At 56.2% G+C, this 23,499-nt stretch carries 21 protein-coding genes; 14 read left to right on the top strand and 7 right to left on the bottom strand.

The genetic code is table 11. From position 1 onward, the window contains the following. Positions 1-116: 116 nt before the first annotated feature. The gene (locus ACZ1GS_RS13770; RefSeq protein WP_472695742.1) at positions 117-635 is read right to left on the bottom strand and encodes a GNAT family N-acetyltransferase; all 519 of its coding nucleotides are present in this window, start codon (positions 633-635) and stop codon (positions 117-119) included. A 193-nt stretch (positions 636-828) separates the two neighbouring features. Here ACZ1GS_RS13770 and ACZ1GS_RS13765 point away from each other — a divergent pair, with 193 nt between their 5' ends. Together ACZ1GS_RS13765 and ACZ1GS_RS13760 are read left to right on the top strand one after the other, a co-directional pair. Continuing rightward, the gene (locus ACZ1GS_RS13765; RefSeq protein ID WP_472695741.1) at positions 829-1,299 is read left to right on the top strand and encodes an ASCH domain-containing protein; all 471 of its coding nucleotides are present in this window, start codon (positions 829-831) and stop codon (positions 1,297-1,299) included. A gap of 24 nt (positions 1,300-1,323) precedes the next feature. Continuing rightward, the gene (locus ACZ1GS_RS13760) at positions 1,324-1,623 is read left to right on the top strand and encodes a GNAT family N-acetyltransferase (protein WP_472695740.1); all 300 of its coding nucleotides are present in this window, start codon (positions 1,324-1,326) and stop codon (positions 1,621-1,623) included. Here the strand turns inward: ACZ1GS_RS13760 and ACZ1GS_RS13755 are convergent. Beyond that, positions 1,585-1,830 (bottom strand): hypothetical protein, encoded by a 246-nt coding sequence (locus ACZ1GS_RS13755; RefSeq protein WP_472698179.1) that lies wholly within the window; start codon positions 1,828-1,830, stop codon positions 1,585-1,587. The genes ACZ1GS_RS13760 and ACZ1GS_RS13755 overlap by 39 nt on opposite strands. A 172-nt stretch (positions 1,831-2,002) precedes the next feature. Here ACZ1GS_RS13755 and ACZ1GS_RS13750 point away from each other — a divergent pair, with 172 nt between their 5' ends. The 4 genes from ACZ1GS_RS13750 (at position 2,003) to ACZ1GS_RS13735 (ending at position 7,420) form a co-directional block, all read left to right on the top strand. Further along, entirely contained in the window at positions 2,003-4,048 is a 2,046-nt protein-coding gene (locus tag ACZ1GS_RS13750; RefSeq protein ID WP_472698146.1) for a S9 family peptidase, read from the top strand. After that, positions 4,038-5,261, top strand: coding sequence for a DUF819 family protein (locus tag ACZ1GS_RS13745; RefSeq protein ID WP_472695739.1), 1,224 nt, complete (start codon positions 4,038-4,040; stop codon positions 5,259-5,261). The genes ACZ1GS_RS13750 and ACZ1GS_RS13745 overlap by 11 nt, the downstream gene beginning before the upstream one ends. 89 nt (positions 5,262-5,350) lie before the next feature. After that, positions 5,351-5,977, top strand: coding sequence for a Type 1 glutamine amidotransferase-like domain-containing protein (locus ACZ1GS_RS13740; protein WP_472695738.1), 627 nt, complete (start codon positions 5,351-5,353; stop codon positions 5,975-5,977). Positions 5,978-6,016: 39 nt separating this feature from the next. Then, positions 6,017-7,420 carry an aspartate ammonia-lyase gene (locus ACZ1GS_RS13735; protein ID WP_472695737.1) on the top strand — a complete coding sequence of 468 codons (1,404 nt, stop codon included), beginning with the start codon at positions 6,017-6,019 and terminating at the stop codon, positions 7,418-7,420. On the opposite strand, the gene ACZ1GS_RS13730 is transcribed toward ACZ1GS_RS13735, so the two are convergent. After that, a complete protein-coding gene (locus ACZ1GS_RS13730) occupies positions 7,415-8,323 on the bottom strand; it encodes a LysR family transcriptional regulator (RefSeq protein WP_472695736.1) in 909 nt (302 codons plus the stop codon). The genes ACZ1GS_RS13735 and ACZ1GS_RS13730 overlap by 6 nt on opposite strands. Before the next feature lie 156 nt (positions 8,324-8,479). On the opposite strand from ACZ1GS_RS13730, the gene ACZ1GS_RS13725 reads away from it, so the two are divergent. The 5 genes from ACZ1GS_RS13725 (at position 8,480) to ACZ1GS_RS13705 (ending at position 15,376) form a co-directional block, all read left to right on the top strand. Further along, on the top strand, positions 8,480-11,656 hold the full coding sequence (locus tag ACZ1GS_RS13725) for a TonB-dependent receptor (RefSeq protein WP_472695735.1): 3,177 nt from the start codon (positions 8,480-8,482) through the stop codon (positions 11,654-11,656). 111 nt (positions 11,657-11,767) lie between these two features. Further along, on the top strand, positions 11,768-12,739 hold the full coding sequence (locus ACZ1GS_RS13720; protein ID WP_472695734.1) for an alpha/beta fold hydrolase: 972 nt from the start codon (positions 11,768-11,770) through the stop codon (positions 12,737-12,739). A 318-nt stretch (positions 12,740-13,057) separates the two neighbouring features. Beyond that, complete coding sequence (locus tag ACZ1GS_RS13715) at positions 13,058-13,510, top strand: hypothetical protein (RefSeq protein ID WP_472695733.1); 453 nt, start codon at positions 13,058-13,060, stop codon at positions 13,508-13,510. A 114-nt stretch (positions 13,511-13,624) separates the two neighbouring features. Continuing rightward, the gene (locus ACZ1GS_RS13710; RefSeq protein WP_472695732.1) at positions 13,625-13,993 is read left to right on the top strand and encodes a SnoaL-like domain-containing protein; all 369 of its coding nucleotides are present in this window, start codon (positions 13,625-13,627) and stop codon (positions 13,991-13,993) included. A 48-nt stretch (positions 13,994-14,041) separates the two neighbouring features. Continuing rightward, positions 14,042-15,376, top strand: a complete 1,335-nt coding sequence (locus ACZ1GS_RS13705; RefSeq protein ID WP_472695731.1) for an MFS transporter — start codon at positions 14,042-14,044, stop codon at positions 15,374-15,376. Between the two features lie 81 nt (positions 15,377-15,457). On the opposite strand, the gene ACZ1GS_RS13700 is transcribed toward ACZ1GS_RS13705, so the two are convergent. The 4 genes from ACZ1GS_RS13700 to ACZ1GS_RS13685 form a co-directional block, all read right to left on the bottom strand. Further along, entirely contained in the window at positions 15,458-16,639 is a 1,182-nt protein-coding gene (locus ACZ1GS_RS13700) for an acyl-CoA dehydrogenase family protein (protein ID WP_472695730.1), read from the bottom strand. Positions 16,640-16,928: 289 nt separating this feature from the next. Beyond that, positions 16,929-17,237: an ATP-binding protein gene (locus ACZ1GS_RS13695; protein WP_472695729.1), complete on the bottom strand. Its 309-nt coding sequence runs from the start codon at positions 17,235-17,237 to the stop codon at positions 16,929-16,931. Continuing rightward, complete coding sequence (locus ACZ1GS_RS13690; protein ID WP_472695728.1) at positions 17,119-18,843, bottom strand: 7TM diverse intracellular signaling domain-containing protein; 1,725 nt, start codon at positions 18,841-18,843, stop codon at positions 17,119-17,121. The genes ACZ1GS_RS13695 and ACZ1GS_RS13690 overlap by 119 nt, the downstream gene beginning before the upstream one ends. Further along, positions 18,836-19,489 carry a response regulator gene (locus ACZ1GS_RS13685; protein ID WP_472695727.1) on the bottom strand — a complete coding sequence of 218 codons (654 nt, stop codon included), beginning with the start codon at positions 19,487-19,489 and terminating at the stop codon, positions 18,836-18,838. Before ACZ1GS_RS13685 ends, ACZ1GS_RS13690 begins: the two co-directional genes overlap by 8 nt. 204 nt (positions 19,490-19,693) lie before the next feature. On the opposite strand from ACZ1GS_RS13685, the gene ACZ1GS_RS13680 reads away from it, so the two are divergent. Genes ACZ1GS_RS13680 through ACZ1GS_RS13670 form a run of 3 tightly spaced genes read left to right on the top strand, consistent with a single transcriptional unit; the run spans position 19,694 to position 23,315 of the window. Further along, the gene (locus ACZ1GS_RS13680) at positions 19,694-20,113 is read left to right on the top strand and encodes a DUF4864 domain-containing protein (RefSeq protein WP_472695726.1); all 420 of its coding nucleotides are present in this window, start codon (positions 19,694-19,696) and stop codon (positions 20,111-20,113) included. 1 nt (position 20,114) lies between these two features. Further along, positions 20,115-20,507: a hypothetical protein gene (locus tag ACZ1GS_RS13675; RefSeq protein WP_472695725.1), complete on the top strand. Its 393-nt coding sequence runs from the start codon at positions 20,115-20,117 to the stop codon at positions 20,505-20,507. Positions 20,508-20,567: 60 nt separating this feature from the next. Beyond that, positions 20,568-23,315, top strand: a complete 2,748-nt coding sequence (locus ACZ1GS_RS13670; protein ID WP_472695724.1) for a DEAD/DEAH box helicase family protein — start codon at positions 20,568-20,570, stop codon at positions 23,313-23,315. The last annotated feature ends 184 nt before the right edge of the window (positions 23,316-23,499 follow it).

The raw sequence follows: 23,499 nt of genomic DNA, 5'->3' as shown, positions 1-23,499 counted from the left end.
CATAGTACAGTGTCAATCGATTGGGGGATGTGTTGAGCGTTAGCCGATAGTGGTTTTCGCCCGCTTTTGCATCCAATACCGACTTGATTGGAACATTCCGAAAGCCGGTATGGATGCTAGAGAGTTCTGCGCATGGCGCATCTTTGGTCAATGGGTAGTCCGGCGGCTTTTTCTTGTTGCAAAATAGTCTGCAAATAGCCTGGCAAGCCGCTGGATTCCAGCACCACAAACCCCAGTCTTTCATAATATGGCGCATTCCAGGGCACATGCGTGAAGGTCGTTAGCGTTGCCGACTGCACGCCTTGCAATCTTGCTTCTGCCAACGCCGCCTCGAATAGTTTGGAACCTATGCCCTGTTGCTGATGGGCTTCGACAACCGAAATCTCGCCAACATAAAAATCGCCTTCCATCATCTCGGCGGTGATGAAGCCGACATTGGTTTGAGAGAGCGTGTCATAGGCAACCCAGCTAAATCCCGAATCCAATATCCGTTCATGGTCTTCGACGGACATCACGCTGTCATCCGCAATCCAGGCGAGATCGGGTATGGATCGAAAGGCTTTGCCGGCGGATTGCTCTATCCGTGGCAGATCGACGACATCAGAGCGTTGCGTTTTGCGGATAATGTAAGGCATCGGAATCCCTACCATCGCTTGTTTTGCATTTAAACCCGATGTTGCTCTCTGTCGCCCGGATCAGAGGGTGACGGTCTGGCCGCACGATCCGGAATGCAGACCGTCGTCGCGGGCAATAACAAGCTCCGAAAGTTCAGCGACGGCACAAGATCCTGCTTGTTCGAATGCGGTGTTTCTGATCTATGCTTCGTTTATGAACTCTGTTCCGCGCCCGTCTCTTTGGGAAGAATATTGTGCCCACAACGCGATCAGCGGCCCGTGTCCACCCGTGGATCAATTTGGCGACACGCCAGAATTGGCGGATGAATTGGTTCAGTTGGTGCTCATTGGGCAAAAGCAAGCAACCTGTGAACTGAAAAGGTGGTTTGACAGTCGCGGACTTCCCCTTCCGGCGATTGGAGACCGGTGGATAATCACCGATGGCTCCGGCGCGGAGCAATGTATTGTCGAAACCACACAGGTAGACCTGTGTCCGGTGCGACAGGTCGATGAGACCTTTGCCTGGGACGAGGGCGAAGGCGACCGATCCCTTGTTTTCTGGAAAGAGGCGCATGATGCCTATTTCCGGCGCCAGGCAGAGCGGGATGGCTTTGTCTATTCCGATGACATGACCTGTATATGTGAACGGTTCCAGCTGATCTGGCCGCGCGCTATGCCCAATTGATCCGCCCGGCTTTGGTTTTACCCGATGCAATCGATGTTCCGCTTCCGACCTGTTGACAATTCCGATGCCGGCTGGATCGCGGAGGCCTTGCGCGATGAGCAAGTGGCCATGAACACCGCCACAATTCCGCATCCATTACCTGCGGCTTTTGCAGAAACCTGGGTGTCCGACTGGAAAGCTATGGAAGCGCAGAGCCGGGGTTTCCGTATCATCGGAAAAACCGCTGATAACCAAGGCTTCGGATCTGCAGCGGTGAAGAGAACCAGTGCATTTTCCGGAGAATTGTCATTCTGGATTGCGCCCCGGTTCTGGCGGCAGGGATAAGCCAGCCTGATCGGCAGAGCGGCCGTTGATCGAGCCCGAGATATCGGATTTGTAAAACTGACGGCGGGTCATTTTGACGACAATGCCGGTTCCTCGTCCGTCTTGAGAAAACTGGACTTCCGGCCATTGGAGCAACTCCACGAAACGTTCAGTCTGAGCCGCAACAAGTCGGTTCGGACGGTTCGATACGAATTGAAACTGGATCACTGATCATCCGCGCGCCTATCGATTTTGGAAGTCATGCAAAAAAATCACCGGGCAATTCGATAATTGAATTGGAGATTGCATCGGTTTTGCGGCAATGAAATGGTCAACAGAAAGCAAAGCTGGGGGACGAAAATTGCGAGGCACCGGATCCAGATTTGTAACCGCATCAGTGATGCGTTCCGTGGCGCTGTTTTGCCTCCTTCTGGCGATCACGCAGCCCGCCCAGGCTGATGAAAGCGATAGCGTTGGTTCTTCCAAACCGCTTTCCCCTTTTGCTTTTGTCGAGATGGGGCGCCTGAAGAATCCCGTTCTGTCTCCTGACGGAAAGCATGTTGTGCTGCAACGCAGCACAGTCGATTGGCTGGAGAATGAGAGGATCTCGCGCTATCAGATCATCGCTATCGATTCCGGCACGGTTGCGGAAATTCCGTCATGGGACAGCGATACGGAAAAGGTTTCACCGGTCGCGTGGTCCCCGGACGGGCAGGGTTTCATCACGCTGCTGGAGGGCGACGACGACAAGGACGATGCCGCCTATTTTTATGACCTGAAATCGGGAAAGCTGACCAAGGTTACCGATCATGTTGAGAATATTCGTGACGTAAAATGGATGCCTGACGGCGGTTCCTTTTTCTTTCGGTCTCGCCGTCATGACAAGCGTTCGAAGCTCGAGAAAAAACAGGTTGTCGAGCCCTACGACATTGAGGCCCCGGTTGAGCTATGGCGGCATCAGCTCGGCGAAACGCAAAATCAGTTGGTGTTGGGCGGTGCCTTTTCCGTGCAGGGCTATTCCTTGTCGCGCGATGGTTCGAAAATATTATACAGCCGCCGGCGAGAGGGCGTGCAATATGAGAGCCGCCACCGCGAACTGTGGCTCCGCGATCAGGAAACCGGCACGGATCTGCGGCTGACGAACAATGATTTTCGCGAATCCAATGCCAAATTATCGCCCGATGCCAAACAGTTTGCGTTCATTGCGACGGTGAACGAGCGCGGCGAGGGCTATTTCGAGGACAATCTTTTCATCCAGACCGTCGGGGCCGCGACACCCCGTCTGCTCATCCCCGCCGAACCGCTCGAGGTGCTTGATTTTGCATGGGACAAAGACGGGCAATCGATTTTCATTCTCGGTAATATCGGGGTTCGAACCGAGCTTTTCACACTCGACCTTGCGACCGAAAAGCTTCAGCGTCTGACGACCGGCGACCATGTGATATCGGAATGGCATTACGATCCGGCCTCCGGACAGCATGTCGCCAAAATCTCCGATGCCAGCAATCCGGGTGAAATATATCTGAAACCCAATCGCCAGGAACCCTTCCGACAGCTCAGCGCAGAATATGCGCAATGGAAAAATACCGTGCGGCTTCCCGTGCAGCGCGTTTTTGAATGGACGGCGCGGGATGGGCAGCCGCTCGAAGGCTTATTGGTCCATCCCGTCGACTATCAGGCCGGTCAAAAATATCCGCTGGTCACGATAACCCATGGCGGTCCGCGTTCATCTGCCCAATTCGGGAGCTGGAACGTTTCGCGTTATGTCAGCGTTCTGGCGGGGCAGGGCTATGCGGTGTTTCTGCCCAATCATCGCGGTGGAACCGGTTATGGCGATGCCTTCATGCGCGATATGGTCGGGAATTATTTCAACAATGCCCATTTCGACGTCCTCGACGGCATTGATGCCTTGATCGCGCAGGGCATTGCCGATCCCGATCAGCTCATCAAAATGGGATGGAGCGCCGGCGGGCATATGACCAACAAACTGATTACCGTAACCGACCGGTTCAAAGCAGCCTCTTCGGGTGCAGGCGCGTCGGACTGGACGTCAATGTATGGAGAAAGCGACGTCCGGCACAACCGAACCTTCTGGTTCGGCGGCTCGCCCTGGGAGGAAAATGCACCGATCGATTCCTTCGTTGCACAGTCGGTTCTCAAGGGCAGCTGGCGGGTCAAGACACCGACACTGTTTTTCAGCGGCGAAAAGGATGTGCGCGTCCCGCCCACCCAGTCGATCATGCTCCATCGCGGCGTTCGGGCGACCGGTACACCAACCGAACTCTATATTGCCAAGGGAGAGCCCCATAATTATCGCAAGCCGTGGAACCAGCTGTTCAAGATAAACAAGGAACTGGACTGGTATGCGCGGCATTTGTCGGGATCCTCTTTTCCTGCCAATCTCCCCGAAATTGCAAAGGGCAGGAAAACCACTAATGCTGAATAATGTAGAAACTTTCGGCGTCCTATGCGCCATTCTGGGCGGTCTGTTCTATCTGAAAAACAAAGGGGGCGGCTGGGATCGATTCTTTACGTTCGTGCCAGTTATTCTGCTCTGCTATCTGATCCCGTCGCTTCTCACCAGCTTCGGAATCACAGCGTCTGCCGATGGCGGATTGTGGCAGATAGCAAAGGACTATTTCCTGCCCGCGGCGTTGATTTTGATGACCCTGAGCATCGATTTGAAGGCGGTGCTCGGTCTGGGACCCAAAGCGTTGATCATGTTTTTCACCGCCACCGTGGGCATTGTCATCGGCGGCCCTCTGGCGGTGCTGATTGTCGGTAGCTTCAGTCCCGAAACCATTGGCGGGGAGGGCGCAAATGCCGCATGGCGCGGCCTTGCCACTGTTGCTGGCAGCTGGATCGGCGGCGGCGCGAACCAGACCGCGATGCTCGAGGTCTATGGCTATAATGTCGAGCGCTATGCAGCGATGGTGGCGATTGACATTGTTGTCGCCAACATTTGGATGGCCTTCCTGCTCTACGGCGCCGGCAATGCCGAGCGGATTGATCGCTGGCTGAAAGCCGATTCCAGCGCCATTGACCGGCTCCGCGATACGATGGCCGAGTATAGCTTGTCGGTCGAACGCAAATCCACCGTTCCGGAACTGATGCTGCTTTTGGCTGTCGCTTTTGGCGGTGTTGCCCTTGCGCATCTCGGGGCGGACTTCCTGACGCCGCTTTTTGCGGGCCTGCTTGGAACCGAAGACAGTATCCTGGCGAGCAATTTCTTCTGGATCGTGGTTATTGCAACCACGCTGGGTCTGGGGCTCAGCTTTACCAAGGCCCGCGATCTGGAAGGTGCGGGGGCCTCCAAATTTGGGACCGTCATGATTTTCTTGCTTGTGGCGATTATCGGCACCAAGATGGATATTTTCAAAATGGCCGAGGCCCCGATGCTGATCGTGCTGGGGATCGTCTGGATGACGATCCATTCGGTCCTGCTGCTGACGGTTGCCAAGATCATCCGGGCACCGTTTTTCTTTGTCGCGGTGGGAAGCAAGGCCAATGTCGGTGGCGCGGCATCCGCACCCGTAGTGGCCGCCGCATTCCACCCCGCGCTAGCGCCCGTGGGAGTCCTGCTCGCGGTGCTCGGCTATGCTTTGGGCACCTATGGCGCGATTTTCTGTGCCGAACTGATGCGGATGGCTGCGATGTGACCAAGCCCAAACGCCAGATATTCGGTTTGAGCGATTCCGCGTCATTATTTGTTGGCGCAGACAGTCGGCCGCTGCTCGGAGAACAGCTGGTGGCGCTTGCGGGAAAGCCGCAACCCGTCATGTGTTATGTCGGTGCGGCAAAAGGCGATGATCCAGAACGGATCGCCGCGTTCAAGGGCTTATGCGATCGTCTTGATGCCGAGCCCAAAGTCCTGAGCCTGTTCAACCCGCCGACAGGGAATGCAGGTGAATTCTTTGTCGGTGCTGATATTATTTTTGTGGACGGGGGCTCGACGCGAAACCTATTGGCGCTGTTTCGGGAATGGGACGTCGTCGAACCGTTTCGCGCTGCCTATGCCAATGGCGTCGTGATTGCGGGCGCCAGCGCTGGTCTGAATATTCTTTTCGATTGGAGCATTACGGATTCAATCAAGAGCAGTTTGCAGCCTATTCAAGGCCTTGGTATTCTGGATGGCAGTGTCTGTGTCCACCATGATAGCCACCCAGACCGGCCGGCCATTTTTGAAAAGTTCCTGCAAGACAATCGCGCGGCCTTGCCTGCCTACACGCTGGATGATGGCGTGGCTGTGCACTTCGTGAATGAACAAATTGCAGCGATTCTGAGCCTGTTCGATAACGCCCGGTTTCAATACCTGACCAGAGATGGTGATACCATTCGAAACGACGTCCTGAATGCGACCCACATTGCGGCCTGACCTTGGCGATTCGAGACATTTAAGCGAAAGGAAGCGGGTTTGATCGAAACCAATGCCGGTGAGCAAAATGGTTCCAATATGCGGCTGGAAGAGGACTTTCTAGGCGCCCTGGAAGTGCCAGAAAACTGCCTCTTCGGGATAGAGACGATGCGAGCGCTCGACAATTTTCCGATCACCGGCATTCCGATTTCAAAAATGCCCGAACTGATAAAGGCGCTTGCCTGGATCAAAATGGCGGCGGCGAAAACAAATTGTGAAGCTGGGGATCTCGGCCGCGAGCAGTCCGAAGCCATTATTGCGGCCTGTCGGGAAATTCTGGCTGGACAGCATCGTGACGCCTTTTGTGTCGATGTCCTGCAAGGGGGAGCCGGTACCTCGACCAATATGAACGCCAATGAAGTCATCGCCAACCGCGGATTGGAAATCATCGGCCGGCGTCGCGGTGACTATGAGTTTTTGCATCCCAAAGATCATGTCAACAAATGCCAGTCGACCAATGATGTCTATGCCACGGCTATTCGGCTGACGATCGTCCAAGTCAATCGGACCCTGTGCGAAGCGATCAGATCATGTGTCGACGCATTTGAACGGAAAGCGCAGCAGTTTCACGCGATCAAGAAGCTGGGCCGCACCCAGTTGCAGGATGCAGTGCCGATGACCGTCGGCGACGAGATGCAGGCATTTGCAGACTCGTTGGCCGAAGATATCGATCGCATCGAAGAAATGCAGACTCTGTTTCTGGAAACCAATCTTGGCGGATCAGCAATCGGCACCACGGTGGGCGTGAGTCCCTATTATCTGGACAATATTGTCGCCAATCTCGCCACCATCAGTGCCATGCCGCTAACCCCTTCTGCTAACCGAATTGAAGCCAGCTGGGATACTGGAATATTTGTCTACTATAGCGGCTTGCTGAAACGACTGGCCACCAAGTTGAGCAAAATAGCAAATGACCTGCGTTTGCTGTCCAGCGGCCCGGTTGGCGGGATTGGCGAACTGAATTTGCCCGAAAAGCAGCCGGGATCGTCGATTATGCCGGGCAAAGTGAACCCGGTGATCCCGGAGGTCATGAACCAGATTTGCTATCGCATCTTCGGCGCGGACACCACCGTGACCTTTGCCAGCGAAGCGGGGCAGTTGCAGCTCAATGCCATGGAACCGGTTATCATCTGGTCTATTTATGAAAGCAGCACATCGTTGATTGCAGGCATTAACACGCTGGTGGAAAATTGCATTGACGGGATCACGGTCGACGAGAGTCGGACCAACCAGATTCTCCATTCCAGTACGGCTTATGTTACGTCACTGATGCCGGTAATTGGCTATGCAGCGGCAAGCCGGGTGGCCCAGAATATCGTGCAGGAAAAAGAGTCACTCGCCCAGTCCTTGCAGAAGATCGTGCCGGCACAGGCCGATCGGCTGATCGGGGACCTGGATCTATGATCGGAACCGGTTCGCGTTTTTGATCGCATCCCAGATTTCCGTCACCAGCGGGTTGGTGTTGCTGGCGGCGCGGTAAACCTGGATGCTCAAGCTGGTTTCAAACTGGCTGGGGACAAGGCGAAGGCCCAGTTTTTCAGGGTCATCGGGAACCACTGTCTCCGGCAGCCAGGCAATGCCAAATCCGGCCTGTGTTGCAGAGAGCATGCTTTCAACGAGCGACGCCCGATAAGAGATCTGCAATCGCCGCTTGAATGGTGCCTTGCCAAGAAGCTGTTCAAAAACCCGGGACATGAATGATGTGCCGGCATATTCGACATAGGGAATGTCACCGGCCGCCTTGTCGTCCAGGCTGATCGGTTCGGCGTTGATGCTCTGATAGGGGCGCAAATGATGAGAGGCGATTTCAACCCGAGGAAATTGAGCGGGATTGACGTCGAGCGAGATCGAGGGATGCGAATAACAGATGAAGAAGTCGCTGGTGCCATTGAACAGGGCGGTCAAATATTCTTCAACGGTCCGCGTTTCAGCGATGATTGAAGTTGAAAATGGCCGAACTTCTTGACGCCATTTGCTGATCAGTTCGGGGACGAATTTCAAAGCCAATGTATGAAGACAGGAAATTGTGATGCTGTTTTCTCCGATCTTGGAATATTCATTCGCGACCGAACGGGCTTCGTAAGACAGATCGATAATCTGTCTCGCCGTTTTGATGAATTCTGCGCCTGCCGGGGTCAATTTGATCGGATGCTCGGAGCGATCAAACAGCGCTGTCCCAATCCACAATTCCAGCGACTGGATTCTGCGACTCAATGCCGACTGGGTGACGAATCGTGTTTCCGCTGCCTGGGCAAAGTGTCCCTTTTCGGCAACACATAGGAAATCTTCCAACCACTTGAGTTCCATAAAAATCTACCTTTATCAGATACTTGCATTTTTAGCATCATAACATTCCGATTTTGAATTTGAAGCTAGTTTTTTTGCTGACAGACCGACAGGGGAAATAAAGCAACCAAAGTTGTTGAGCTTGAATATTATTTTATCTCCAAGGGGTGATTTCATATGATAAAATTACACACTGCTCTGAAGCGCTCGGCCTTGCTGGCGTCCATATCGTCATTGGCCGTCTCTGCGCCGTTGTTCGCCCAAAGTAGCGATCAGACAGCCAGTCAACCTGCGGTTGAAACGGATCCAAATACCGGACAAACGACGATCATCGTCGAAGGCACCAGAGCATCGATTGGCAACTCGATTGACGCCAAGCGCAATTCCGATGCGATTGTTGATGTTCTGTCGGCTGATGATGCCGGCCGGTTTCCTGATAATAATATTGCGGAGTCACTGGCGAGAATTCCAGGTATCTCCTTTCAACGCGACAATGATACCTCGGATGGCGAATTCATATCGATCCGCGGGTTCGATTCCTCTTTTGTCACCATTCTCGAAAACGGCGTGCGCGTAGGGACTGCCGATACCTTCCGCCGCACGCCGTTAAACGTCGTGACCGGTGATGGCGTGTCGTCGATATTTGTAACCAAGGCGCCGTTGCCCGAGCATTATTCCGAAGGTCTCGGCGGGGTTGTGGATATCCGATCCCGCGGCGCACTCGAACGCAAGGAAAGATTGAGCTTCGACTCCCGATTTTATGCCAACAGCTTCGCCGAGCGGGTTGGCTATCGGTTTGGTGGCAGTTGGGTCGAGCATGTGACCGATAATCTTGGTTTTAACATATCGGCATCCTACCGGCGTCGCTTTTTCAACAATTTTCAGATTAACCCCGCCACGACCACGCCGGAAATCCTGTTTCCACAGACGTTCACCGATACCAATGGCAACCAGGTGACGATCGGCAGCGACGGAGATGATGAGGATATTGAGGAAGTCTTCGATATCCTGCCGACCGGTTTCCTCGACGTATCCAATTTTACGTCAGAACAGACCGATTATGAATATGCGGATATTGATGACGAGACGATCAATATCTCCGGCACATTGGACTGGGAAGTCAGCGACACCACGAAAATCACCATTGGCGGGCAATATAGCCGTGGCGATCGCAAGGAGACCATTTCGAATATCGAGTTTGACGCTGATCCCAGCAGCTTCGAAGATGGCTCGCTGGTTCCTGGTGGCACAGCTGGCCAGTTGATCAGGAGCTTCCGCGATTCCGAAGTGAATTTCGAAGGCCAAATTGAAGACGAGATTGAAACCCAGCAAAGTTACTTTCTGCGCAGCGAAACCAAATTGGACGACTGGCATTTCAATTTCGTTGCGGGCTATTCCCGCGCCTTTCGGGATGTGCCAATCCTGTCGATTGATTTTGTACAAGAGCTGGAAGATGTGCCTGGCAGTCCGGGAACCGGAGCCGATGATGAGCGCGCAATTTCTTTCGCGCCGTTCATTCTCAATGGACCGTTTGTCTCACCAAATCCCTTCAATCTCGACGTTTTCCAGCGCGCTCTGAATCCCTTTTGTCAACAGGCTGACGGGGATTCCTGTGGTGAGATTGCCGATTTCGATGAAGAGCTGGTCGATTCATCGGAAAATGAGCGCTATTCCGCGAGGATCGACGTCACCCGCTTTTTCCAAGACAGCATGGTCGAATATGTCAAGGCAGGCGCGCTGTTTGAAAATTCCGATATCAGGGAAGTCTTGATCGACATTGCCGATACGGATGAGGCTCTGACCGATGACTTTACCTTCATTGGCATTGACCCGAGTGGGGACAATAACGGAATTGTCGGTGATTTCGGGGTTTTCAAAACCAGCGACAGCATTGCCTATTTTGATCCCATCGGGAACCCTTTCTCCGATATCGGATTTAACGGCATCCCGCTGTTCAGCCGTTCAGGGTTGCTGAATATTCGCCGAAATTTCCGGCAGGGGTTTTTGGACAGCAACGCTACGCCTGATCAGTTTGTTACGGAAATTGTGGAAGCGAACGAGAAATTCTACGCCGGATATTTGCAAACCAAGCTGAATTTCAACGATGTTGTGACCATTGTCGGTGGCGTCCGTTTCGAACACTATGAGGGTCGCTTTTCCGCACCATCAGTGTTCGATTCCGAGCTCCGGTTTGATCAAACCGGGATGGATCCTGACGAAATCACGCTTGCCGATCCCACTGCGGCCTTTCAATCGGTCAACACCACAGACAATTTCGAGGTGCTCCCTCGCGTGATTGCCAATTTTAATCTCGATGACCGCTTGCGTCTTCGGGCGGGTTATACAACCGCCATTGCCCGCCCAACATTCGATCTGCTGGTGGGTTCCTTTGATGGCGCTTTCAATATCAACCTGACCGACGGTATTGATCCAAACACCGCAACAGCGGCCGATATTGAAAGTTTCTCAGCGGGCTTCGACTTTGGCAACCCGAACCTTAAAAATGCCTATGCGCACAGTTTTGATATTTCCGCCGAATATTTCTTTGATCGGCAGAATGCGATTTCCATTGCCGGTTATTACAAGCGGATCAACAACTTCATTTTCAACAGTTTTGTGTTCGATGACTCAATCGGTTTTGGTTCGGATCCGGCGGATCCGTCGAACACCATCTCCGAAATTGTGGCCGGGGCGCAATTTACCCCCGAAGGGCAGGCCATTATTGACCGGCTCGGCGGTATCGAGGCGCTGATCGGAGCGGCTGGTACACAGATTGCCGTCAACCAACCCGCCAATGGCAACAAGGCTGAAGTTTACGGGCTGGAAGTGGGATTGCTGCACACATTCTCCTATCTGCCCGGCCTGTTGAGCAATTTCGGCTTTATCGGCAATCTGACGGTGCAGAAAACCAAGACCGATATCAATTTGGGAACCTTGAACGCTGAGGATGTCCTGGTCCGCAATGGCACCAATCAGGTGGGTGATCAGGTCATTCAGGAATTCCAGTTCTTCAATTCTCCCGAATTTATCGGTAACGCGACATTATTCTATGAAAGCCGTCATCTCGACGCGGCGCTCAGCTATCGCTACTCCGGCCTGCAGCTGGAAGAAATCGAGTCCTTTGGTTTGGCCCAATTTCAGCAACCCCGCGGGTTTCTGGATTTCGATCTCGACTATACGTTCCGCAATGCCGGTCCGTTTAACCGCTTAACATTTTCCTTTGCGGTCAGCGATATTCTGGACGGAGGCCGCAGGCCGTCGGTGTTCGAAACCCGCGGCAAAACAAGGGCGTTCAGTGATCTCGGAACCTTTAACGGGCGGACTGTGACCTTTGGTGTCGGGGTTCGGTTCTAACGTTTGGCAGTCATACGAGACGGGCACGCCGGATCGTCTGAGACCCGGTTGGTTCGGGGCTTCCGATCTGATTTTGCATGGGCTAGGGTTTAAAACGGTGACGGGGAGGCGATGATGAGAAACAGATATCTGGGGCTGACGGTGGCAATGCTGAGCCTGACTGCATGTCAACCGGAAACCGAAGCGGCTTCGGCCTCTGCCCCGGTTCAGGGGATCGTTCAAGCGACCGAGCATCCCTATCATATGATTGCTTCTCCCAATATTGCGGAAGCCAGCGAATTGACCCCAGGCGTGATCAACCGCTTCCTGTTTACCGACTGGGAGGGTCCGGATCTGCCCGTGTGGGCCTATGTACCTGCCGGTGTTGATGTGAAAAACGCTCCGATCGTGTTCATGCTCCACGGCGCAAAGCGGGCGCCTCATCGCTATCTTCGCGAATGGGTCGGGCCGGCAGAGGATAACGGGTTGATTATCGTGGCCCCGGAATTCAGCGCCACCGATTTCCCGAAATCGGCGGGCTATAATCTCGGCAATGTTTTCCGCAAAGAAGGCAAAGGATTGCAGGCCGAAGCCATCTGGTCATTTTCCGCGATCGAGCCGTTGTTTGATGTTGTCCGTCGTGCCGTGGGGAGTGAGCAACTGAAATATTCGATTTACGGTCATTCCGCCGGTTCCCAATTTGTACATCGGTTTCTCTATTACAAGCCCGATGCGCGGGTGAACCGATACATCGCCGCCAATGCCGGCTGGTACACCAATCCCGATCTGGACGAACGCTATCCCTATGGGTTGAAAGGGGCGGGAGTCTCTGAGGAAACGTTGAAAATAGCGCTATCAAGGGACGTTGTGATTTTGCTCGGTGATCAGGACAATGATCCAACCCACAGCAGTCTTCGCAGAACCGCAGAGGCCATGCGGCAAGGCCCCCACCGGTTTGCCCGTGGCCTCATGTTTCATCAAACAGGCACACAACAGGCGGCGAAATATGGCATCCGCTATGGCTGGTCCGTCCAAACCGTTGCAGGGGTGGCGCATTCCAATGGCGGCATGGCCAAGGCCGCTGCGGCGTTGATCGGCCGCTGATCTCAAGGCCATTCTGATGTCGCCTGTCGTGATCGCGGCCGGCACAGAGCGCCACCGGTCACCAGGGCAGGGCTGAACAATACACGCGCTGACATCAACTTGATTGCTTCCCGCATTTGGCGGCCGGGGAGGCACTCTTGTCCACTATTGACGCTTTTTTGACGGTAGCGCCGTTGACGGGATGTTACATCTTGAGCCATCACCAACGCACTGAAATCGCAGACAAGTTGATCTCATCAGTCGGGCTGGAATCACAGGATTCCGCCAATGGGAAAGCTGTGCCTGCTGTTTCGGGGCATTGAAAACAGGAGAATGAAGATGAAACTGATGAAAAACATGATGGTCGCGACCGCCTTCTTGGTATCGGCACCAATGGCACTGCCGACAGCGGCCATGGCACAAGAATTTCCACTCGTCGCCGGAGATTATTCCGAAGTGAGCGGCATTTTTATCAAAGACGGTGGCGCGTATAAATACGCAACCCATCTGGCCGGCAAATGGACCCAGGTTCAGGAATTTGCCAAATCCAAAGGCTGGATCAGTGACTATAAAATTCTGATCAATGAAAATTCCCGCGATGGCGAACCGACCCTTTATCTGATGACGACATTTGCCAAAATGGCTGATGCGGCCGAAATGGAACGCCGCAACAAGGCCTATGATGCCTATATGAAATCGTCCGCCGAGCAGCAGATCGCTGAATCCGGCAATCGGGCAGAATATCGCACCGTGATGAGCAGCATGCTGTTGCGCGAATATAAACCGCGATAGGCCACCCTTAGGCCTCTTTCGAAAAGCGCGCCCAAGCGCTGCGTCCGGCGGATGGTTTTGCGACCTGCCATCCGTCGGATTTTCTTGCAATCGCGCACAGATGGGCCTGACGATATGGGCACAATCCATAGCCTTGCACATGATTTCTCCTCTCTGCTCCGATCCGGTCAACCAGTCGCGGCGGCGAAAAAATACTGGGCCATCGATATCGTCAGCATCGAACCGGCGAGCGGGACAGAACATGGCCCGGCGATCGTGACCGGATTTGATGCGGCCCATGACAAGTTGACGGCTTGGCTGGGGCACAGTGCGATGGAAGAGCTCGGCATTGATGGCCCGTTTGTCACCGGCAACCGTTTCGCGCTGTTCATCGACATGCTGATCAAATGCCGCGCGACCGGCGCGCGCGAACCCTTTTCCGAAATCGCAATCTACACCGTCCGCGACGGCAAGATCATCGAAGAGCGATTTTTTTATGACTGATCGAAACGCTTCTGGCGCTTTCACTCAGGGCCTGGAGGCAAACCACTAATGCCATATGCCGCAGAGATTCCCATCGCCACAGTTGGACGTCGAGTTATTCCGGCAATGTCCGACAATGTCTATTTGCGGTTCACCGCCGTCATATTGCTCTATTTCATGCAGGGCATTGTCGCCGGCCTCACGCTGATCGCGCTCCCCGCCTGGCTCGCAGCCCGCGGCGCGTCCGCGATCGAAGTCGGCGGTTTTGTAGGAACCGCGATGCTGCCCTGGTCGCTGAAGCTTTTCAACGGCCTGTTGATGGACCGGTTTACCTATCGCCCGATGGGCAGACGCCGGTCCTGGATATTGGTCGCGCAGGCGGCGATGATGCTAACGCTGTTCGGCTTTGCGATCGTTGCGCCTTCGGCCGGTCAGATCGCCTTGCTCACCGGCTTTTGCTTCACTCTTAATCTGTGCGCAGCGTTCAACGACGTAGCGGTCGATGGTATGACAATTGATCTGGTGCCGGAGGCAGAGCGCACCACTATCAACGGATTCATGTTAGCCTCTCAGACATTGGGCATTTCTGCGTCCGGCTTTATTGCCGGGCAGCTGTTGGCGGATGATAAAGTTGCGACCACGGCGCTGCTGTTTGGAGCTTTTGTTGGTATTGCGTCGCTGTTCCTCGCGCTGTTCCGGGAACGCCCCGGAGAACGGCTTTTTCCATGGACCAGTGGCCGGGCTTCAGCAGAATGCACGGCGCGTCAGCATGGGGCGTGGCTTCCCATATTGAAGGGAATTTTCCGGTCCTTGCTGTCGCTACATATTTTGCTGTTCCTGTTCGGTGCTGCGCTGGCCATGGCCACTTTTTCTTTCCTCGATTCCGTCGCGCCGACGCTGGCGGTCCAACATCTCGGGTGGGCGAGCGACGAATATAGCAATTTTGCGAGTGTCGTGGGTCTGGTTGGGGCGATTGCGGGCGCCACGATGGCGACAATCCTGGTGCGCTGGGCGGGCATGCGCAAGGCGCTGTCAGCGCTTTTGCTGATCCTTGCTGTTACCGCGATCATAGCGGGTATCACGTTTGAACAATGGGAAAGCAGCACGATCTTTGCCGCCGTCTTCGTGGTCCAGGAAGTTATCGCCCTTTTGATGGCCGTTGTGCTTATTGCCTGGGCCATGCGTCTTTGTAATCCCGCGATCGCCGCGAGTCTGTTCGCACTGTTCATGGCGGTCCCCAATCTTGGTCGCTCGCTTATGTCGGGCGGCTTTGGATGGATCGTCGATGGCAGTGGCTATCCAGCGGTCTATTTTGCTGTGGCCGCGCTATCCCTCGTTGCCCTGATCCTGTGTCTGCTGGCCAAAGTCGGGGCGAGCGAACAAGAGCATCGGGCAGAACAATAGGCCGGCCGCCATCGATTTAACACGCATGACGCCGAAGAATGGGATGACCGGTGAACCTGAGATTACCCTAGATTCAAGATGTCAGAAGCCCATTTGACGGGAGGCGAGATCCCGCATGATTTCTTCCGAACCACCGCCAATCGCCATCACCCGCACCTCGCGATAGATGCGTTCGACGCGGTGACCGCGGATGAAGCCCGCGCCGCCCAGCATCTGCATCGCTTCCCGGGCACAAAATTCCATCGTTTCGGTCGCCTGCACTTTCAGCATCGCCAGTTCCGCCACCGGACTTTCGCCATTCATCACGCGCCACGCACAATTGTCGAGAAAAGTGGTGGTGGCCCAGACGCGTTGCGCCATGCTCGCCAGTTTGTGCCGGATCACCTGATGATCAGCCAGCCGTTTACCAAAAGTCTGACGCTCCTGCGCCCATGCCGCGGCATCTTCGATACAGGCGCGGGCAAAGGCGGTGGCCTGTGCGGCCATGCCGAGCCGTTCGCCGTTGAAATTCGCCATAATCCCATAGAAACCCCGATTTTCCTCGCCGATCAGATTGTCGGCCGGGACAAAGACATCGTCAAAGTGGATCGTGGCCGTGTCGCTGCTCCACCAGCCCATTTTGGGCAATTCGGTCCGGCTCACGCCTTCGCTTTCCAGATCGATTAGCAGCAGCGAAATTCCGGCCATACCCTCTTCACCAGTCCGCACTGCGGTGGTCAGCCATTGGGATGTCATTCCGCCCGTGATGAAGGTTTTGGAACCGTTGACCCGCCATCCATTGCCATCCCGCACCGCTTTGGTTTTGAGTTTCGCGACATCGGATCCCCCAGAGGGTTCGGTGATGCCAAGGCTGATCTGCTTGGCGCCGGACAGCACCTGGGGAACAATGGCTTGCTGCATGTTTTCGGTTCCCAGGCGCATCACCGGCGGCAGGCCGATACCGTGGATCATCAGGGCAGCGGCAATGCCGCCGGCCCCGACCCGGGACAATTCCTCGCTGGTGACGATGGCGTGAAAAGCATCGGTCTCGTCTCCCGCACCGCCGAGCGCTTCGGGATAGTTCATGCCCAGCAATCCGGCTTCGGCCGCTTTCGGATAGAGATCACGAGGTATCCGACCGGCGCTTTCCCATTCTTCCACATGGGGCATGATTTCCCGATCGACAAAATTGCGCACAGAGTCGCGCCACAAGGCGTGACTTTCGTCCATCCAGGGACAGGGAGGACGGAGACCATCAAAGGAAATTTCGTTTGTTTTCTTCATTACACTCTTTGCCATTTGTTACGCTTTGAAGGGATGGAAGCGTCGGTCTCGTCGTCGTTTTTGAACGCCATTATGGTCAGCAACCGAAAGCGTGCCGCCAAGGAAATCGTCACCCGGATCATCACATAACCTCTCCAAAAAATGCTTAGGCTTCCATGACTTGTAGCCTAAACAATGTTCGAGAGCATGTAAAACAACCTGTATCGAAAACGCTGACATCCGGTCTTGCGCCTGCGCCAACCCAAAGAAAGATAATCGGCATCGTTTTGCAGGCGCGCGCGTCGTGCGCTCAGCTTGCTGCCTCTTGCGGAAGCCACAAACGGACCGCCGTACCACCGGTTTCGGCCGGTTCGACAACCAGATGGCCCGCCAGGGTCATCGCCCGCTGGTGCATGAAGGCCAGTCCCTTGCTCTTGTTGGCCGGATCCTTCACAAAGCCGCATCCGTTGTCGATAATGCTGATCCGGATACCCGGTCGGTCATCCCGATCTTCGGGCTTGCAGGCCAGCGTGATCGAAGTGGCAGCCGCGTGTTGCAGGACGTTGCTGATCGCTTCCTGCAAAAGGCGAAGCAAATGGAGGCTGTGGGAGGCATCCATCCAGTCCAGCCGCGGGCAGTCCTCGACCTGCCAGATGCTCGCGACACCTGCTTCGAGCAGCTCCCGTTCCATGCGATGCCGCAAATTGGCCAGCAGCGTGACGACATCGCCTTCCACCGGGGCGAGCAGAATCGACGGTGATTTTCAGATCCCCGATCGCCCGTTGCAGGGTTGTGATGGTGGATTGCGGCGCATCGCGTTTGCGCGCAACCGCGAGGGCGGTGACGAGATTCGATCCGATGCCGTCATGCATTTCATGCATCAGACGCTCGCGCTCCATTTCCAGCGCCCGTTCGACTTCCAGTTGACGCCGGGCCTCTTCGCTTTCGGCTAACGCCGTGGTTGCCTGAGTGACGCTTCTTTCGAGGTGGACATTGGTTTCCTCAACCAGACTGAGCGCGCTCAGGAAGCGCCGGGCGAGCGACATCATGAACACCAGAAAAAGGAAAAACCCGATATAGGGCTGAAAGTGGAAGCCGGCGCCGTCCCACCAGTTCACATTGGGAATGCGGCCGATATCATGCACGCCGGTCAGCAGGGCGAGGGACAGGATCGCCAGCAGGATCAGGCTTTCCGAGGCGCGCGTTTTCCAGCAATGATGGCCCAGCACGATAAGGAACGACCCGAACAGCAGGGCGGTCAGCAAGCTGCTGATCATGTCGGTGCGATCGGCGACAATCAGGGTGACCCGGACCACGCTGAGCAGCACGCCGATCGCGATCATCGTGAAAATAATCGCCTTGCGATGCCTGAGCTTGAGAAATTCCGTACAAAAGGCGAGCGTCATGGCCACGGCGAAATAGACCGAATAATAGCTGAGCTGCTGGAACAGATAGGGTTCGAAAGGCACGGCCTGGGCGAAGAAGTGATAGTTGCGCACGAACCAGAACAGGCCGGTGAGCCCCAGCCAGAGCAGTTCCGTTTCCTGCCTGCGGCCGAGCCACATCCACAGCACCAGCGCCGACAGCAGCAGCATGATCCAGTTCACCGTTTTCGGCGCATCAATCCGGAAGAAATATTGCCGGTCATAGAGACCGCCAACCGCATTATGCGCGCCGATCGCCAGCGTACCGACGCCAATCGAGTGATTGCGACCGGCGGCGACCCGCATCACGATCTCGTTGATGCCGGGTTTGATCAGATCGCTGGAAACCGGGACCAGATAGGGGTGGTTCCAGCCCAGCATGTCCTGCTGATCATTTGTGAAATTGCGGAAGATCGTCACGCCGTTCACATAGATGGTGATCTGTTCGCGATTATTTTCGGTGAAAATGGACAGGTTATCCGCGGATATGGCGCCCGCATCAAACCGGACTCGGGTCCAGGCGGTCAGGTTGCCGCTTTGCCGTTGCCGCGCCTCGTCGGACAGCCAGACCGAAGGCAGCGTCCGCCGGACCCAGCCTTCTGCGGGAATGGCCGTGGTTTCGGCAAAGGAAAGATCGGCGTCGGCAAAGCGGAGGATATCGCCTTGCGGAGTCGGTTCGATCAGGATGCCGTTGATGCTTGCAGCGTCCTGTGCCGCGGCCGGCGGAGCTGCCAAAGCCATCGCGACCATGGCGCAGAACAGCACCAGCCAGCCGCGGCGGTCAGGGGCAATATTACCCACCCAATAGCCCGCGACTGGACGCCTCGAACACCGCCTCCGCGCGGGAATGCACTTCGAGCTTGCGATAGATATGCTTGACATAGGTTGCCACGGTGTGCGCCGAAATATCCATGATTTCGGCCGCTTCGGCATAGGAAAAACCCCGTGACAACAGGTTCAGGGTTTCCAGCTCGCGGGTCGAAAGCGGCTCGGCCACCTGGTCGACGGGCTGGGAGTCGGGTTGCAGCTGTTTCAGCACCAAGCGGGCAATGATCGGACTGATCGGCGAGCCACCCGCGCGGATTTCGCGAACCGCATCGACGCAATGCTCCAGCGGCTGGTCTTTGAGCAGATAGCCACGGGCACCGGCCCGGATCGCATTGAGCACTTTCTGGTGATCGGCAAACATGGTCAGCACCATGATGTCGATTTCATGCTGCCGGTTCGCTGCTTCCCGGATGAGATCGGTGCCATCGCCATCCGGCAGGCCCAGATCGCAGATCAGCACGTCAAAGCCGCCGTCCGCCACCAGCGCGAGGCCGGTGGTGAAGTTGATTGCGGAGCCGACCAGCTCCATATCATCCGCCATTTCTATGGTCCTGGAGATGCCGGCCAGCACCGGGGGATCATCCTCGATCACGGCTACTTTGGAAAATCTGCGATGCATGCGCTCTCCCGGTCGCGGCGATCGGCCCGATCGCCCGGCCTCTGTTATGCCCGATGGCCCAATTAAATCAACAAGCGGCCATCCGGCCATCCCATGAACTGGGGATGGCATCTCGCGCCATTGTCACCCAGCTTTGGGACAACGGGTCGACTGGTTGCTGGCCATTGCCATGCACATCGAAAGGACAGGAATATGCAAACGTGGATGAAGGTTATTTTGGGCGGCGTGGTCGCGGTATTTGTGCTGATCGGTCTGATCTTCTGGATTACCGGTGATATCGCGAAAGCGGGCGACGAGTTTTTCGCAGCGGCAAAAAATGACGACATGGACACAGCCTACAACATGCTGTCGCCCGATTTTCAGGCCAGTGCCAGCAAGGCGGATCTGAAGGAATTTCTGGCCGCCAATGCGCTCGACCAGGTGACCGAGGTGAGCTGGGGCTCGCGCTCGATCACCAATAATACCGGCGAATTGCAAGGCACGCTGACGACCGAGAGCGGGGGCGTCATTCCGGTCACGCTCGGACTGGTCAATTCCGATGACGGATGGAAAATCCAGAGTCTGCAGAAAGCCAATGCCGGGATCACCACCGGCGGGACAAATCGGCCGAAGTTCGGCGACTGACATGGCCAGCCTCAGCGCAGAGGAACGCGTCTTCAAGGTGTATGGCGCGCGCAACGGGATCAGGGTTTATTGGCCGGTGATCGTGATCATCCTCGCAAGCATTGCGATCAGTGAAATCAGGCCGGAAATATATCCGCCCTGCATCGGCGGATTCGCGGACGGATATACAAAATATGACCGGCAATTCCGCGCCTTGGTGGCGTTGCCCTGCAGCCCGTTCCTGATCGGCGGGGGCGTGTGGAACTGGGTGCTTCTGGCTGCGGCCTGGGTCCCGGTTCCGTTTCTGGTTCGCAACATATTATGGGCGAAGCGCAAGCGCGCCTATTGGGAAAAGGTCCGTCGCAAGGAACGCGAGCGGCGCCAGCGCAAACGGGACGAAAAAGCCGGGAAATAGCCTTGGCCCAAATTGCTTTTGGTCGCGACAGGGGTGTTGACCGGACGACGCTCTTGCAGGATGAGCAACGCGATGTTTTCGTTCATGAAATTTCAGGGCCAATGGCGCGACTATCAGCAGCGTGTGCTTGAGGAACTGCAGGCGCATTTGTCGGATACCAAGCTGCACATTGTCGCAGCACCGGGCTCGGGGAAGACGGTGCTCGGCCTCGAAGTCATGCGGGAACTGGGCAAGCCGGCGATCCTGTTGTCGCCCAGTCTGACCATTCGCAACCAGTGGAGCGAACGTCTGTTCGAGATGTTCGTTCCGCCGGGTACTCCCGACATCAGCGCGATTTCCCATGATCTCAAAAACCCGGCGCTGATCACCAGCGTGACCTATCAGGCCTTGCACGCGTTGTGGAAGGTCGAAACGCCGCACGGTGCGCACGCGGAAGAGGACGGGCCCCGGCGTCCGGACTTTACGCGGCTAGTTGAATCGCTGTCCGGCGCGGCGGGCATCACCATCATTGTTGACGAAGCGCATCATCTGCGCCGGGAATGGTGGCGGGCCTTGAACGCGCTGGTGGAGGCTCTGCCCGAGGCCACGCTGGTCGCGCTGACCGCAACGCCGCCTTATGACGCGAGCCACGCGGAATGGTCGCGCTATGATAATCTCTGTGGTCCGATCGATGCCGAGATTTCGGTGCCCGAGCTGGTCCGCAACGGCGATCTCTGCCCGCATCAGGATTATATCCATTTCTCGCTGCCGCAGCGCGATGAACGGGCGCTGCTCGCCGATCGCCAGCGCGGCATCGCCGCCTTTCTTGCGCAATGGCTGGCGGATGATGATTTTATCGGATCATTGGCCGCTCATCCCTGGATCACACAGCCGGAGACGCATGAAGAAGACCTGTTGAGCGATCCCGCCTTTCTGTCATCGATGCTGATCCTGATGGCCAGCGCCGATGTCCCCCTGCCGCGCGCGCCGCTTGACCTGCTCGGCGTGGCCAAGGCCGATATCCCGCTGCTGTCCCCGCAATGGTTGCAGGTCTTTCTCAACGGCTTCCTGTTTGATCATCGCGAGACCTTTGCGCAATCGGCTGTCGCCCAGAAAGCCATGGAGCGGCAATTGCGCGGCCTGGGTTTGGTCGAGGGCAAGCGGGTCAAGCTGATCGAGAGCCGCAAATTGTTCAAGGCGATGGCGGGCAGCCTGGCCAAACTGGACTCGATCACCGCCATTGCCGCGGCCGAGCGGCAGACGCTGGCCGATGATCTGCGGATGGTCGTGCTCACCGACTATGTCCGTGCCGCGGATTTGCCGCGCACCGAGGGGCAACCGTTCCGGCCGACCAAATTGGGCGTGGTGCCAATATTTGAAGCGTTGCGGCGATCCAAACCCGGCACCGCGCGGATTGGCGTGCTGACGGGTTCGCTGGTCATCATACCCGACGCCGCCAAGACTGGCCTTGCCGCAGCGGCAAAGGCCGCACGCATTGCGCCGGATGCTATTGCATTGACCGCGCTGCCCGGCTGCCCGGGCTATAGTCAATTGCAGGTCGGCGGGAACAGCAACCAGAAAACCGTGCGTCTGGTGACCCAGCTGTTCAATCGCGGCGCGATCCGTATCCTGGTGGGGACGCAAGCCTTGCTGGGCGAGGGGTGGGATGCGCCGACGATCAACACGCTGGTGCTGGCCAGCAATGTTGGCTCCTATATGCTGTCCAACCAGATGCGCGGTCGGGCCATCCGGATTGACCGCAGCGCGCCCGATAAAGTGGCCAATATCTGGCATCTGGCGACGGTCGAGCCGCAGCCAGATCGTCTCTTGCCCTCGCCGGTTTCGCGCTTTGTCTGGGATATGCCGGGTGCGACCGACCAGTCTGGTCTGCAGAAACTGGGCAGCGACATGCGGCTGCTGGCCAAACGCTTCGCCATGTTTGACGGCATTGCCCATGGCGCCGGTCAGGTGATTGGCAACGGTCTCGACCGGCTCGATATCCCGTCGGAAAACTGGGGGGAAGAGGAGATCGCGGATCAAAACGCGTTGATGCTATCCCGCGCCCGGGGCCGGCCGGAGACCGCTCGCAAATGGGCCGATTCTCTCGGCAGCGCCCATGAACGCAGCCATGTGCACAAGATTGCAGAGCCCAATTATGCCCCGCGCGGCGGGTCTTATGATCAGACCCTGCGCTATCTGGCGATCAACGCGGTTATCGGGGGCTTTGCCTCGGCGGCCGGGGCCTTGCGCCAGTTTCAGTCGGTCCGCGAGATTGCGACCCTGCTGCTGATCTTTGGCGGCCTCACGCTCTTCTATTCGGTCCCCAAGCTGGTTCTGGCCATGCGGTTGCTGGTCAAGAATGGCACGCTCGAACGCAGTCTGCGGCAGGTTTGCGATGTCCTGCTGAAAAGCCTCGACCATGTGCAGGCGCTGAAATCGCCGCTGGGCAGCTATAGGATTGAAATAGAACCCAGCCTGCAGGGGCATCATACGATCATCCTGCACGGCGCATCGCGGGCCGAGGAGCGCTTGTTCCTCGACGCGCTGGCCGAGATATTGGGGCCGATCGAGAATCCCCGCTATCTGTTGATCCGCAAGAGCCGGCTGGGATGGTTCAGACGCCAGGATTATCATGCGGTCCCGGCGCTGCTCGGCGCGCATAAGGACAATGCGGCCTATTTCGCCCGCTGCTGGACCAGCCAGATCGGTCCGGTCAAACCGATATTCACCCGCCAGCGCGAAGGGCGCAAACGGCTGCTTCAGGCGCGGCCCCAGTCCATGGCCGCCGGCTTTCAGCGCCGGGTCGATCGCCGATCGCAGTGGCGATAAGCCGGAATGGCGGGGGTTTTGCGGACCTGAAATCTGTGTAAAAAGCTAGCTGTCCGAAAAAGACCAGCAGCTAACAATCTGAGATTCAGTGCGTTTTTCCGGCATTATACTTAAGTAGTAGCAAAACTAGATTGTGAATCTAATTTCATTACATTATCTCGAAAATATATTTTTTGAGGAAACA

The organism is Parasphingorhabdus sp. W113, from assembly GCF_055693205.1.
This window is presented reverse-complemented; position numbering and strand designations above follow the sequence as displayed.

Coding starts and splice junctions, on each gene's coding strand:
- ACZ1GS_RS13770 (WP_472695742.1), bottom strand. CDS start 635: ATGCCTTACATTATCCGCAAAACGCAACGCTCTGATGTCGTCGATCTG.
- ACZ1GS_RS13760 (WP_472695740.1), top strand. CDS start 1,324: ATGCAATCGATGTTCCGCTTCCGACCTGTTGACAATTCCGATGCCGGC.
- ACZ1GS_RS13695 (WP_472695729.1), bottom strand. CDS start 17,237: ATGGATGCCTCCCACAGCCTCCATTTGCTTCGCCTTTTGCAGGAAGCG.
- ACZ1GS_RS13685 (WP_472695727.1), bottom strand. CDS start 19,489: ATGCATCGCAGATTTTCCAAAGTAGCCGTGATCGAGGATGATCCCCCG.
- ACZ1GS_RS13710 (WP_472695732.1), top strand. CDS start 13,625: ATGGGCACAATCCATAGCCTTGCACATGATTTCTCCTCTCTGCTCCGA.
- ACZ1GS_RS13670 (WP_472695724.1), top strand. CDS start 20,568: ATGAGCAACGCGATGTTTTCGTTCATGAAATTTCAGGGCCAATGGCGC.
- ACZ1GS_RS13720 (WP_472695734.1), top strand. CDS start 11,768: ATGATGAGAAACAGATATCTGGGGCTGACGGTGGCAATGCTGAGCCTG.
- ACZ1GS_RS13745 (WP_472695739.1), top strand. CDS start 4,038: ATGCTGAATAATGTAGAAACTTTCGGCGTCCTATGCGCCATTCTGGGC.
- ACZ1GS_RS13730 (WP_472695736.1), bottom strand. CDS start 8,323: ATGGAACTCAAGTGGTTGGAAGATTTCCTATGTGTTGCCGAAAAGGGA.
- ACZ1GS_RS13715 (WP_472695733.1), top strand. CDS start 13,058: ATGAAACTGATGAAAAACATGATGGTCGCGACCGCCTTCTTGGTATCG.
- ACZ1GS_RS13675 (WP_472695725.1), top strand. CDS start 20,115: ATGGCCAGCCTCAGCGCAGAGGAACGCGTCTTCAAGGTGTATGGCGCG.
- ACZ1GS_RS13700 (WP_472695730.1), bottom strand. CDS start 16,639: ATGAAGAAAACAAACGAAATTTCCTTTGATGGTCTCCGTCCTCCCTGT.
- ACZ1GS_RS13750 (WP_472698146.1), top strand. CDS start 2,003: ATGCGTTCCGTGGCGCTGTTTTGCCTCCTTCTGGCGATCACGCAGCCC.
- ACZ1GS_RS13680 (WP_472695726.1), top strand. CDS start 19,694: ATGAAGGTTATTTTGGGCGGCGTGGTCGCGGTATTTGTGCTGATCGGT.
- ACZ1GS_RS13725 (WP_472695735.1), top strand. CDS start 8,480: ATGATAAAATTACACACTGCTCTGAAGCGCTCGGCCTTGCTGGCGTCC.
- ACZ1GS_RS13765 (WP_472695741.1), top strand. CDS start 829: ATGAACTCTGTTCCGCGCCCGTCTCTTTGGGAAGAATATTGTGCCCAC.
- ACZ1GS_RS13705 (WP_472695731.1), top strand. CDS start 14,042: ATGCCATATGCCGCAGAGATTCCCATCGCCACAGTTGGACGTCGAGTT.